The organism is Streptomyces sp. TG1A-60 (assembly GCF_037201975.1).
Classification (GTDB): Bacteria; Actinomycetota; Actinomycetes; order Streptomycetales; family Streptomycetaceae; genus Streptomyces.
In genome coordinates, this window is the sequence record NZ_CP147520.1 from 5,517,444 (window position 1) to 5,529,639 (window position 12,196).

Annotated in this window: 10 protein-coding genes and 1 pseudogene; 4 read left to right on the forward strand and 7 right to left on the reverse strand. The window is 73.1% G+C overall.

Translation table 11 applies throughout. The features are described from left to right. Window positions 1-122: 122 nt before the first annotated feature. From WBG99_RS23945 to WBG99_RS23955, 3 genes are read right to left on the reverse strand one after another with little or no spacing between them, the layout of a single operon-like run. Window positions 123-1,484, reverse strand: coding sequence for an ABC transporter permease (locus WBG99_RS23945; RefSeq protein WP_338898279.1), 1,362 nt, complete (start codon window positions 1,482-1,484; stop codon window positions 123-125). After that, window positions 1,481-2,194: an ABC transporter ATP-binding protein gene (locus WBG99_RS23950; protein ID WP_338898280.1), complete on the reverse strand. Its 714-nt coding sequence runs from the start codon at window positions 2,192-2,194 to the stop codon at window positions 1,481-1,483. Before WBG99_RS23950 ends, WBG99_RS23945 begins: the two co-directional genes overlap by 4 nt. Next, window positions 2,191-2,724 carry a PadR family transcriptional regulator gene (locus tag WBG99_RS23955; RefSeq protein WP_338898281.1) on the reverse strand — a complete coding sequence of 178 codons (534 nt, stop codon included), beginning with the start codon at window positions 2,722-2,724 and terminating at the stop codon, window positions 2,191-2,193. Before WBG99_RS23955 ends, WBG99_RS23950 begins: the two co-directional genes overlap by 4 nt. Before the next feature lie 246 nt (window positions 2,725-2,970). On the opposite strand from WBG99_RS23955, the gene WBG99_RS23960 reads away from it, so the two are divergent. The 3 genes from WBG99_RS23960 to WBG99_RS23970 all read left to right on the forward strand — a co-directional run bounded on the left by WBG99_RS23960 (window position 2,971) and on the right by WBG99_RS23970 (window position 5,807). Further along, a complete protein-coding gene (locus WBG99_RS23960) occupies window positions 2,971-3,180 on the forward strand; it encodes a hypothetical protein (protein WP_338900464.1) in 210 nt (69 codons plus the stop codon). 216 nt (window positions 3,181-3,396) lie between these two features. Beyond that, window positions 3,397-5,493, forward strand: a complete 2,097-nt coding sequence (gene malQ / locus WBG99_RS23965; protein ID WP_338900466.1) for a 4-alpha-glucanotransferase — start codon at window positions 3,397-3,399, stop codon at window positions 5,491-5,493. 62 nt (window positions 5,494-5,555) lie between these two features. After that, window positions 5,556-5,807 carry a hypothetical protein gene (locus WBG99_RS23970; protein ID WP_338898282.1) on the forward strand — a complete coding sequence of 84 codons (252 nt, stop codon included), beginning with the start codon at window positions 5,556-5,558 and terminating at the stop codon, window positions 5,805-5,807. Window positions 5,808-6,161: 354 nt separating this feature from the next. On the opposite strand, the gene WBG99_RS23975 is transcribed toward WBG99_RS23970, so the two are convergent. Together WBG99_RS23975 and WBG99_RS23980 are read right to left on the reverse strand one after the other, a co-directional pair. Then, on the reverse strand, window positions 6,162-6,344 hold the full coding sequence (locus WBG99_RS23975) for a hypothetical protein (protein WP_338898283.1): 183 nt from the start codon (window positions 6,342-6,344) through the stop codon (window positions 6,162-6,164). Then, entirely contained in the window at window positions 6,341-6,901 is a 561-nt protein-coding gene (locus WBG99_RS23980) for a MarR family winged helix-turn-helix transcriptional regulator (protein WP_338898284.1), read from the reverse strand. The genes WBG99_RS23975 and WBG99_RS23980 overlap by 4 nt, the downstream gene beginning before the upstream one ends. Before the next feature lie 128 nt (window positions 6,902-7,029). Between WBG99_RS23980 and WBG99_RS23985 the strand changes: the two genes are divergently transcribed. After that, on the forward strand, window positions 7,030-8,043 hold the full coding sequence (locus tag WBG99_RS23985; protein ID WP_338898285.1) for an EamA family transporter: 1,014 nt from the start codon (window positions 7,030-7,032) through the stop codon (window positions 8,041-8,043). Between the two features lie 52 nt (window positions 8,044-8,095). On the opposite strand, the pseudogene pepN reads toward WBG99_RS23985, so the two are convergent. Beyond that, window positions 8,096-10,701, reverse strand: a pseudogene (gene pepN / locus WBG99_RS23990) (aminopeptidase N). 326 nt (window positions 10,702-11,027) lie between these two features. Continuing rightward, complete coding sequence (locus tag WBG99_RS23995; RefSeq protein WP_338898286.1) at window positions 11,028-12,044, reverse strand: aspartate-semialdehyde dehydrogenase; 1,017 nt, start codon at window positions 12,042-12,044, stop codon at window positions 11,028-11,030. Window positions 12,045-12,196 lie beyond the last annotated feature (152 nt).

Consider the following 12,196-nt stretch of genomic DNA (forward strand, 5'->3'; position numbering starts at 1 on the left):
CAGGTGGGGGCGCCCGGAGAGGCCCCGGGCGCCCCCACCTGCTGCCCCCCGTCCCGGAAACACCCCCGTGCCTCCCGGGTCGCCGAGTCTCCGCCGCTACGCGGCCCGCCCTCCCACGGCCCTCACGTGTATCGCAGCTCTCCCGGCCGCACGGTCCGGCGCAGCAGCGGCACCGACGTGGCCGCCGCCAGCAGGCAGGCGCCGTAGACCGCGACGGGGACCAGGAGCGCGCCGTAGGGGATCACCAGGATGTTGCCCATGGCCGAGGCGTACGCGACGGCGATCGCCGTGCCGCCGAGGCCGGCGACCAGCAGCGGCGGTGCCAGGGGCAGGGCGGTCTCCAGCAGCAGGGCCCGGCGCAGGGCCTCGTACGGCACCCCGGCGGCGACCTGCGCGGCGAGGCCCCGGCGGCGGGTGGCGAGGGACTCGGCGGTGCCGACGGCCAGCGCGAAGAAGGTGATCGCGAAGCCGACGAGGACGGCGGCGGCGGTCAGGTTCAGACCGGTGACGTAGAAGGACCTGCTCGCGGCGAAGCCCGTCCCGTCGTCGAGGTCCGCCAGCAGCGCCTGCCGCACACCGATGTACCCGGCGCCGACGACGGTCCCCATGACCACGCTCGCGTGGGTGCGGGCCGCCGCCCACGGGTCGGACCGCAGCCGCTCGGCGGCGATCAGCACCGCCGGGCTCCCGGTGCGTGCGGCGAACCATCGGCCGGTCAGCGTCGACACGATGCCCGACAGCAGCACCGCGCCCGCGCCCACCGCGAGCAGCGCGCCGAAGAACACCAGCGGGGTCTGCCTCAGGGAGTTGTCGGGCATGTTCATGCTGGTGCTGGCGACGGCGCCCAGAGCCGCGATCACCAGCAGCGCCACCGCCCCCAGGAACACCCAGCCGGGCCCCCGCCCCGAGCTCGGCCCCACGCGCCGCACCCAGCCCAGCGGGGAGGTCACCACCCGGCGCAGCGCGAGTACGCTCGCGACCGCGCCAAGCACCGGCACGCCCAACGCCACCAGCGCGATCCCCGCCCAGGCCAGGAGGGAGGGGCTGTGCCACTCGCGCAGCAGGAACAGCACGAACAAGAGGGTGGCGACCGCCGAACCGGCCAGGCAGGACACCCCGGTCTCCAGCGCCGCGATCCTGCGCACCTGCCCCGCCGACGCCCCGGCCAGCCGCAGCCCGGCGAGCCGCCGGTCGCGGTGCACGGCGCCCACGCGGGTGCACTGGCCCAGGAACCCGAGCACCGGTATCAGCAGGACCATCAGGGTGAGGATCGCCCCGGCGCGTTCACCCGGGTTGTTCAGCAGTCCGTCGGCGACCGGCACGCTGTACCGGCCCCGCAAGGAGGCCAGCACCGCCGCCGCCATGGCGAAGGCCGTCGCCAGCGCCGCCCCCAGGCCCGTCAGCGTCACCCGCCACCACTCGCGCCGGTCGGAGCCCCCGGTCAGCAGGACGGCCAGCCGGAGGTCGTTCACCAGTGCGTTCACCGGGACACCTCCAGGGGGGCGTCGGCCTCGGAGACCACGACACCGTCCTTCAGGGTGACCTCGCGGTCCGCGTACGCCGCGGTCTGCGCGTCGTGCGTGATCAGCAGTACCGCCGTACCGGACTCCCGGGCCGAGTGCGTCAGCGCCGTCATCACCTGCTCGCTCGCCAGCGAGTCCAGCGCCCCGGTCGGTTCGTCCGCGAACACCACCTTCGGCCCCGTCATCAGCGCCCGCGCCAGCGACACCCGCTGCGCCTGGCCACCGCTCATCTCGCCGGGCCGCTGCTCCTCCTGCCCGCGCACACCGAACCTTTCCAGCCACTCGCCGGCCCGCTCCCGCGCCTCCTTGCGGGAGGTGCCGGCCAGCAGCAGCGGCAGCGCGACGTTGTCGACGGCCGTCAGCTCGGGGATCAGCTGCCCGAACTGGAAGACGACTCCGAAGTCCGTCCGGCGCAACTCGCTGAGCTCCTTCTCGGGGAGCTGGTCGAGCCGCTTCCCGGCGTACGCCACCGAGCCCTCGTCCGGCCGGACGATGCCCGCGAGACAGTTCAGCAACGTTGACTTGCCGCTGCCGCTGGCCCCCGTGACGGCGAGGATCTCGCCCTCGCGCAGCTCCACCGAGGCGCCGCGCAGCGCCCGTGTCCTGCCGTGCTCCTTGACGAGGCCACGGGCCGCGAGCAGCGGCGCCGGGCCGGGGTTCTTCTCGTTCATGCTGCGTCGACCTCCGCGGTCAGGGTGGTCAGCCGGGCCGTGGTGGTGTTCATCCAGCGGAGATCGGCGTCGAGGTGGTTGAGGGCGTAGTCCGCCGCGAGCACGGTCGCGAGATCGGCTCCCGGCGTGGTCTTCACGGCCGTCAGCTCCCGCATCCGCGCCATGTGCGCGGTGCGCTGCGCCTGTAGATGGGCCGCCGGATCGCCGTCGGCGAGGATCGAGACGACGAGCTTGGCGAAGATCTCGTTCGTCACGAATGGCGCGGGCGGCGTGATCTCTCCGGCCCATTTGGCCAGTTCGCGCGCCCCCTCGTCCGTCGAGCGGTACATCGTCCGCTCCGGGCCGCTGTCCGCCTCGGTGCCGTCGACCTCGGCGAGACCGTCGCGGACCAGGCGCTGAAGAGTCGTGTAGACCTGCCCGTAGGCCAGCGGGCGGGCCTGCGGGAAGCGTTCGTCGTGCCGTCGCTTGAGGTCGTAGCCATGGCTGGGTCCCCCTGCGAGCAGCCCCAACAGGATGTGACGGATGCTCATGAGAGCCAGTATGCATCGAGTACATGTACTGAGTGAATAGCGTCGGGGGAGATCGTCCGGCCATGCCGATACCGAGGGAAGCGGGGCCCCGGCGCCGGAGTGATCGGAGTGAACCACACCACGATGTCCCCACACCCACGTCTGCGGCGGCGCCCACTGGGTAGGGCTGGAGTACCCCGGACCCGCACATCGAAGCCGTACGACCACAAGGAGACCCCCGTGGCCACGCCCACCTACCTTCCGACCCTGCCCCGCTCCAAACGCGTCGCGGAGCCCTACGAACTCCGCGAGCCCCACCTCTGTGTCTTCAGCGCCGAGGGCCCCTGCGCCGACGTCCCCCTCACCAGCGAGCCCCCGCTTCCGGACGCCGCCCCTCTCACCAGCGAGCCGCCCCTCGCCGACGCGGCCCCCCTCACCAGCGAACCCACATCCAACGGCGCCGCATCGGGGGTCTAGATGCCACCGCGCCCGGCCGATTCCGACGATCCGCCGCCACCACCGGCGAACCCCGGCCCCCCGCCACCCCCCGCCCCGGCCACCTCCGACCCGCCGCGCCCCGCCCCGGCAGACTCCGGCGATGTGTCACCTGACCCGGCCGACCCCGGCAGGCCGCGCCCCGGCTCCGCCGGCTCCGGCGCGCCGTCGTCGGGCCCGGTCGAGCCGGGGAACCCGCTGTCGGAGGCGTCGCTGGCCCGGCTCGCCGCGCTGCACGGTGTGGCCACCTCCTACAGCCCCTCCCGGGACCGTACGGTCGCCGTCCCGGTGGGGGCGGTCGTGGCCGCTCTCGCCGCGCTGGGCGTCGACGCGCGCACCCCCGAGGCCGTGCGCGCCGCCCTCGCGGCGCGCGAGCGGGAGCTGGCCGAACGGTTGTTGCCGCCGACGGTCGTCTACTGGGCCGGCGGCGAGCTCCCCGCCGCGCTGGCCGCCCTGCCGGACGGCACCCGGCTGCGTATCGAGACGGAGCGGGGCGAACTCCGCTCCACCGTCGAGGAGTTGCCCCCGGGAGCGCACGCCCTGCGGGTCACCGCCCCCGACGGCCGCACCGCCGAGGCCCACCTCGTCGTGGCCCCGCCCCGGCTGCCCGCCCCGCCCGGCCGGACGTACGGTCTCCTCGTCCAGCTCTACTCCCTCCTCTCGCACCGCAGTTGGGGCATGGGCGACCTCGGCGACCTCGCCGAACTCACCGCCTGGGCCGGCCGCGCCCTCGGCGCCGGATTCGTCCAGGTCAACCCGTTGCACGCGGCCGTCCCCGGCACCCCCACCGACCCCTCCCCGTACCGCCCCTCCTCCCGCCGCTACCCCGACCCCGTCCACCTCCGCGTCGAGGACGTCCAGGAGTACGCCCGCGCCCTCACCTCCGCCGACCACCGCGACCGCGTCGGCACGCTGCTGGAAGGGGCCGCGCGGCTGCGGGAAGCCGTCCTGGCCAAGGGCGAGCTGATCGACCGGGACGCGGTGTGGGACCTCAAGCGCGAGGCCCTGGAAGTGGTGCGCACCGTGCCCCTCGGCCCCGGGCGGCGCGCCGCCTACTGGGACTTCCTCGCCGAGGAGGGCGAGGCACTGGAGGACCACGCCACCTGGTGCGCGCTCGCGGAGGTCTACGGCTCCGACTGGCAGCGCTGGCCGACGGGCCTGCGCGACCCCCGCTCCGCCGAGACCGCCCGCGCCCGCGGCGAGTTGATGGACCGCGTCGACTTCCACACCCGCCTGGCCTGGCTCACCGACGCCCAGCTCGGCACCGCGCAACGCTCCGCGCGCGACGCCGGCATGCCCGTCGGACTGGTGCACGACCTCGCGGTCGGCGTCCACCCCGGCGGCGCCGACGCCTGGGCCCAGCAGGAGTACTTCGCGGCCGGCATGTCCACCGGCGCACCCCCCGACGCCTTCAACTCCCGAGGCCAGGACTGGGGCCTGCCTCCCTGGCGCCCCGACCGCCTGGCCGAGTCCGGCTACGCCCCCTACCGCCGTCTCCTGCGCGCCCTCCTCCGCCACGCGGGCGCCCTCCGAATCGACCACGTCATGGGCCTCTTCCGCCTCTGGTGGGTCCCGCGGGGCCAGGCACCGACCGAGGGCACCTACGTCCGCTACGACGCCGACGCCATGCTCGCGATCCTGGTCCTGGAGGCCTCACGGGCAGGCGCCCTGGTGATCGGCGAGGACCTGGGCACGGTCGAGCCCGGCGTACGCGAGGCCCTCGACGCGCGCGGCGTCCTGGGCACCTCCGTCCTCTGGTTCGAGCGCGACTGGGAGGGCACGGGCCGCCCCCTCCCGCCCGAGCGGTGGCGCGCGAACTGTCTCGCCACCGCCACCACCCACGACCTCCCGCCCACCGCCTCCCGGCTGACCTGCGACCATGTCGACCTCCGCCACGGCCTGGGCCTGCTCGCCCGTTCCCTGGACGAGGAACGCGCCGAGGCCGCCGCCGACACGGGCGAATGGCTGGCCCTCCTGACCCGGCTGGGCCTGCTGAACGGCGCCGGCGGCGGCATCTCCGCCCCTTGCGAGGAAGCCCAGATCCAGGCCCTCCACCGCTTCCTCCTGCGCACCCCCGCCCGCATGATCGGCCTCTGGCTCCCCGACACCGTCGGAGACCGCCGCCCCCAGAACCTCCCCGGCACCTGGGACCAGTACCCGAACTGGCGCCTCCCCATCGCCGACGCGACCGGCCGCCCGGTGACCTTGGAGGACCTGGCGGCCTCGCCCCGGCTGCACGCGCTGGCGGATGTGCTGCGGGGGCGGTCGGGGAATGAGGGGGGCGAAGCCTCTTGATCAACCCACCGCTGTGCCACCCCGGACGAGTGTCCCTCCCCGGCGTTGGGTACTTTGGTCCCGTGGACAAGAAGAACACCCTGCGCGTCGGCGCCCTGGCCGCCGGTACGACGCTGATGATGCTGCTCATGTCGTCCCCCGCGCTCGCGCTGACGCGCGACGACGGCGACGACCCGGGTCCGGGCCTCAGCGTGATCGAGACGCTGGGGCTCTTCGTCGTGGCACCGATCGCCCTGTTCGCGGTGATCGTCGGCCTGGTGATGGTCCTGGACAGGTCGACCGACCGCCAGCCGAAGGCCAAGGCGAAGGCCTGACGCCCGCGGCTCCACCGCTTCGCACGCCCGCGGCTCCGCACACCTGCGGTTCCACCGCTTCGCCTTTCGCGTCGCTTCACATCCGAGGGCGCCCCCTCCGCACACCAGTGCGGAGGGGGCGCCCTCGACGTGTTCCATGGCGCGCGGACCCGCCGGGGCGCGGCCGGCGGCCCTTCCGCGCTCCCCAGGGTTACGGCGTCGAACACGCGCCGTGAGACACCGGCGCGCCGCCGGCCGCAGCCCCACCCCGTCCGCAGCGCCTGTGACGCCGAGCGCGCCGCCCGGGTCCGGGTCGCCGCATGCTCGGGAGTCGGACACCCACGCCCCCAGCGGCGGCGACCGGTCCCCGAAGAATCACCCCGTCCGCTCGATGCCCGCCTGGCCGGTGGCGCGGAGCATGGGGCGAGCGGCCGTCGTAGGACCGTGCCGCAACGGCCCGACGGACACGTGGCCCGGGGCGGCGGAGGACGCGGACGGCGTGACGGCCGAGGAGGCAGGGGCCGCGGCGTCGCCGACGGCCGTCTCCCGGAGGCTCACGCCCCAGTCCCCACCACCAGCGTCCGCAGCAGGTCGGCCAGTTGGCCGGTCTGCTCCTCGTCCAGGTGGGAGAGCGCCTCGGTCTGGACGGCCAGGCCCGCGGCGACGGCCTCGTCGGTCAGGCGCAGGCCCTCGTCGGTGAGGGTGACCTGGAGGGCACGGCGGTCGTGCGGGTCGGGGGAGCGGCGGAGCAGGTCCGCCCGTTCGAGCTTGTCGAGGCGGCCGGTCATGCCGCCGGTGGTGAGCATGAGGGTCGCGGAGAGCTGGCGGGGCGAGAGGGTGTACGGCTCGCCGGACCGGCGCAGGGTCGCGAGCACGTCGAACTCACCGCGCGAGATCCCGAACCGCGCGTACGCCTTCTCCATCCGGTCGCCGAGTGACCGCGAGAGCCGGTACACGCGCCCGAACACCTCCATCGCGGTGGTGTCGAGGTCGGGCCGCGCGACCGCCCACTGGTCGATGATCGCGTCGACGGGGTCGCGCAGGGGCTGGTCCGGCCGCTCCGGCCGGTCGGGCTCGGAGCGCTCGGACCGCTGGGGCTGGGGGCTCGCGTTCATGTGAGGAGTATCCGGCGCGGGTCGGTCGGCCGCAAGAAAGCGGCTTGACGGAAAGTTGCTTACCGCTAAGCTAATCGCGAGCAAGTCAGTTGAGCAGTCTCCTCAGCCGCCGCGAAGGGCCGCGTCCCATGACCGCGAAGACCTCGGAGTCCTCCGACTCCGCGAAGACCTCGAACCGCCTCACCCTCACAGCCGTCACCGCCCTGGCCCCCGTCTCCTGGGGCACCACCTACGCCGTCACCACGGAGTTCCTGCCGCCCGACCGCCCCCTGTTCACGGGCCTGCTCCGGGCGCTCCCGGCGGGGCTGCTGCTCCTGGCGGTCTCGCGCACACTGCCGCGCGGGGTCTGGTGGGGGAAGGCCGCGGTGCTGGGCGCGCTGAACATCGGCGCCTTCTTCCCGCTCCTCTTCCTCTCCGCGTACCGTATGCCGGGCGGCATGGCCGCGGTGGTCGGTTCGGTGGGCCCGCTGTTCGTGGCCGGTCTGGCGACCCTGCTCCTCGGCGAGCGGCCGACCGTACGCACGCTCCTCACCGGCATCGCCGCGGCCCTCGGCGTCAGCCTTGTCGTCCTGAAGGCGGCCGGCGCCCTCGACCCGGTGGGCCTGCTCGCGGCCCTCGCCTCCACCGCCTCCATGTCCACCGGCACGGTCCTCACCAAGCGCTGGGGCCGCCCCGAGGGCGTGGGCCCCCTCGCCTTCACCGGCTGGCAGTTGACGGCCGGCGGCCTCCTGATCGCGCCCGTCGCCCTGCTCGTCGAGGGCGCACCCCCCGCCCTGGACGGCCGGGCCGTGGGCGGCTACCTGTACCTGGCCCTCGCCAACACCGCCGTCTCCTACTGCCTCTGGTTCCGAGGCATCGGCCGCCTCCCCACCACCCAGGTGACCTTCCTCGGCCCGCTCTCCCCCCTGACCGCCGCCGTGCTGGGCTGGGCCGCCCTGGGCCAGTCCCTCACCCCTCTGCAACTCCTGGGCATGACCATCGCCTTCACCGCGACGATCCTGGGCCAGCTCCAGCCCCGCGCACGGTCCACGCCGACGCCCCCGAGGCCCCCGGGCAAGCCACCCGCCGGGTCCGCCCCGCGCCGACCCGCCGACGCTCGGGACCACCAGGCTGCCGAACTCTCCGGCTGGCGGCTCACGTAAGGGGGCGCCCGGTGACCACACCGGGCGCCCCCTTACGCGTACGACGGGCCGCCTACTCCGTGGCCGCCGCCGCGTCCGCGGCCTGTGCCCTCAGTGCCCGCTCGACGCCCGCGCGGGACTCGGAGACCAGGCGGCGCAGGGCCGCGTTGGGCTGGGCGGAAGCCAGCCAGGTGTCCGTCTTGTGCAGGGTGTCGGTCGAGACCTGGATGGTCGGGTAGAGGCCGATGGCGACCTGCTGGGCGATCTCGTGGGAGCGGGAGTCCCAGATGGTCTTGACGACCTCGAAGTACTTGTCGGTGTAGGGGGCGAGGAGGTCGCGCTGGTCGGTCTGGACGAAACCGGCGATGACGGCTTCCTGGAGCGCGTTGGGGAGCTTGTCGGACTCGATGACCTGGGACCAGGCCTCCGCCTTGGCCTCCGGGGTCGGGCGGGACGCTCGGGCGGTGGCGGCGTGGCGTTCGCCGGCCGCCGTCCTGTCGCGCTCGTACTCGGCGGCGATCTCCGCCTCGTCGTAGCGGCCCACCGCCGCGAGCCGCTGGACGAAGGACCAGCGCAGCTCGGTGTCGACGGCCAGCCCCTCGATCGTCTGCGTGCCCTCCAACAGAGCCTCCAGGAGGTCCAGTTGCTCGGGAGTGCGGGCGGTCGCGGCGAAGGCGCGGGCCCAGGCGAGCTGGTGGTCGGAGGCGGCCGACGCGGCGCGCAGGTGCGCGAGCGTGGCGTCCGTCCAGCGGGTCAGCAGCGCCTCGCGGGCCGTCGGGTCGGCGTACAGCTCGACCGCCAGCTTCACCTGGCGGTGCAGGGACTGCACGACGCCGATGTCCGACTCCTTGCCGATGCCGGAGAGGACCAGGGACAGGTAGTCACGGGCCGCCAGTTCGGCGTCGCGTGTCATGTCCCAGGCCGAGGCCCAGCACAGCGCGCGTGGGAGGGAGGACTCGAAGTCGCCGAGGTGCTCGGTGACGAAGGCGAGCGACTGCTCGTCCAGGCGGACCTTCGCGTACGACAGGTCGTCGTCGTTGAGGAGGACGACCGCCGGGCGGCGCCTGCCCACCAGCTCGGGTACGGCGGTCAGTTCACCGTCCACGTCCAGCTCGATCCTCCCCCGGCCTTCGGCCGGGGGACCCCCACGTCACGGACCAGCTTGCCGCTCGCGTCGTCCAGCTCGTACAGGCCGACCGCGATGCGGTGCGGGCGGAGCGTCGGCTCGCCCTTCGCGCCCGCGGGCAGCGCCGGGGCTTCCTGGCGGATCGCGAAGGAGGTGATGACGCCGTGCTCGTCCGTCTCGATCTCGGGGCGCAGAATGTTGATGCCTGCCGTCTCCAGCCACGCCTTCGACCAGGCCTTCAGATCACGGCCGGAGGTCTCCTCCAGAGCGCCCAGCAGGTCGGACAGGCGCGTGTTGCCGTACGCGTGCGCCTTGAAGTACGCCTGCACGCCCCGGAAGAACTCGTCCATGCCGACGTACGCGACGAGCTGCTTGAGCACGGACGCGCCCTTGGCGTACGTGATGCCGTCGAAGTTGACGAGCACGTCGTCCAGGTCGCGGATCTCCGCCATGATCGGGTGCGTGGACGGCAGCTGGTCCTGCCGGTACGCCCAGGTCTTCATGGAGTTGGCGAACGTGGTCCACGAGTGCGGCCAGCGCGAGCCGGGGGCGTCCGCCTGGCAGGCGATCGACGTGTACGTGGCGAACGACTCGTTCAGCCACAGGTCGTTCCACCACTCCATCGTCACGAGGTCGCCGAACCACATGTGGGCCAGCTCGTGCAGGATGGTCTCGGCGCGGACCTCGTACGCGGCGTCCGTCACCTTCGAGCGGAAGACGTACTGGTCGCGGATGGTCACCGCGCCCGCGTTCTCCATCGCGCCCGCGTTGAACTCCGGCACGAACAGCTGGTCGTACTTCTTGAACGGGTACGCGTAGTCGAACTTCTCCTGGAACCACTCGAAACCCTGCCGGGTGACCTCGAAGATGGCGTCGGAGTCCAGGTACTCGGCCAGCGACGGTCGGCAGTAGATGCCGAGGGGCACCGACTGGCCGTCCTTCTCGTACACGCTGTGCACGGAGTGGTACGGGCCGACGATCAGGGCCGTGATGTACGTGGAGATACGGGGCGTCGGCTCGAAGACCCAGACGTCGTCCTTGGGCTCGGGCGTCGGCGAGTTGGAGACGACGGTCCAGCCGGGCGGGGCCTTCACGGTGAACTGGAAGGTGGCCTTCAGGTCCGGCTGCTCGAAGCTCGCGAAGACACGGCGGGCGTCCGGCACCTCGAACTGGGTGTACAGGTACGCCTGGTCGTCGACCGGGTCGACGAACCGGTGCAGGCCCTCACCGGTGTTGGTGTACGCGGCGTCGGCCACGACCCGCAGGATGTTGCGGCCCTCCAGCAGGCCGGGAAGCGCGATCCGGGAGTCCTTGAAGACCTCCGCCGGGTCCAGCGCGTCGCCGTTGAGGGTCACCTCGTGGACGGTCGGGGCCACCAGGTCGATGAAGGACGCCGTGCCGCCACGGGTCACGTCGAAGCGCACCGTGGTCACGGACCGGTAGGTGCCGCCCTCCTGCGCGCCGGAGAGGTCGAGATCGATCTCGTACGAGTCAACGCTGAGCAGCTCCGCCCGCTGCTGAGCCTCTTCGCGGGTCAGGTTTGTGCCAGGCACGCTGTCATCTCCTCGGTATGTGTGGGTTGCGTCATCCTTCCATGGCCGTGGTGCCGGTGACCTCCCACGTCTCCCGCCTCTCCCGTGTGTGGCCGCTTCAGGTCCTCCCGCATGCCGCGGAACCTGGCCCGCGGACGGACTTTTGGGCACAGTGCGAGCGGATTGGGGCGCTTGACCTTTCGCGATTCGGCCATCGAATCGGCGTCGTGCCACCGCACGCGCTCAGGGAGACCGACCGGGCACTGCGGCGGCAACCGGCTCTCTGCACACGCCGAAGGGGCGCCCACCGGCATCCGGTGGGCGCCCCGCCACTGTGTCCTGCCCGGTTATTCGCTCAGCTCCGCCGCCACCAGCTCCGCGATCTGCACCGCGTTCAGTGCCGCGCCCTTGCGGAGGTTGTCGTTGGAGACGAAGAGGGCGAGGCCGTTGTCGACGGTCTCGTCGGCGCGGAGGCGGCCCACGTAGGAGGCGTCCTGGCCGGCGGCCTGGAGAGGGGTGGGGATGTCGGAGAGGGCGACGCCCGGGGCGCCGGCCAGCAGCTCCGTCGCGCGCTCCACGGAGATCGGGCGCGCGAAGCGGGCGTTGACCTGGAGGGAGTGGCCGGAGAAGACCGGGACGCGGACGCAGGTGCCGGAGACCTTGAGTCCGGGGATCTCCAGGATCTTGCGGGACTCGTGGCGGAGCTTCTGCTCCTCGTCCGTCTCGTTCAGGCCGTCGTCGACGATCGAACCGGCGAGCGGGACGACGTTGAAGGCGATGGGGCGCTGGTAGACGCCCGGCTCGGGGAAGTCGACCGCCGCGCCGTCGTGCGTCAGCCTGTCCGCGTCCGCCACGACCTTCTGGACCTGGCCGTGCAGCTCCGCGACGCCCGCGAGGCCGGAGCCGGAGACCGCCTGGTAGGTGGCGACGACGAGCGCTTCGAGGCCCGCCTCGTCGTGCAGCGGACGCAGCACCGGCATCGCGGCCATCGTCGTGCAGTTCGGGTTGGCGATGATGCCCTTGGGGCGGTCGGCGATCGCGTGCGGGTTCACCTCGGAGACGACCAGCGGCACCTCGGGGTCGCGTCGCCACGCGGAGGAGTTGTCGATCACGACCGCGCCCTGGGACGCCACCTTCTCGGCCAGCGCCCGGGAGGTCGCGCCGCCCGCGGAGAAGAGGACGATGTCGAGGCCGGAGTAGTCGGCCGTCGCCGAGTCCTCGACCGTCACACCGTCGACGACCGAACCGGCCGAGCGGGCGGACGCGAACAGGCGCAGCTCACGCGTCGGGAAGTCGCGCTCCTTGAGGATCCTGCGCATGACCGTGCCGACCTGACCGGTGGCTCCGACGATTCCGACCCTCACGGCGACTCCTTTTAAGTGGCTTGTCTGTGTCTGCGGCATGGCCGAGGCGTTTCCATCATGCGGTCAGTCCGGGCCCGCCTGTCCAGTCGTTTGAGCGGAAGGCGGGAACGACGGGCCGTGACGCCCCCGGTCCCGGAGCCGCTTCTTTGACC

Bases quoted from the DNA above. Each gene is read 5' to 3' on its own strand.
- WBG99_RS23955 (WP_338898281.1), bottom strand. From the start codon at position 2,724: ATGAGCATCCGTCACATCCTGTTGGGGCTGCTCGCAGGGGGACCCAGC.
- WBG99_RS23985 (WP_338898285.1), top strand. From the start codon at position 7,030: ATGACCGCGAAGACCTCGGAGTCCTCCGACTCCGCGAAGACCTCGAAC.
- WBG99_RS23950 (WP_338898280.1), bottom strand. From the start codon at position 2,194: ATGAACGAGAAGAACCCCGGCCCGGCGCCGCTGCTCGCGGCCCGTGGC.
- WBG99_RS23980 (WP_338898284.1), bottom strand. From the start codon at position 6,901: ATGAACGCGAGCCCCCAGCCCCAGCGGTCCGAGCGCTCCGAGCCCGAC.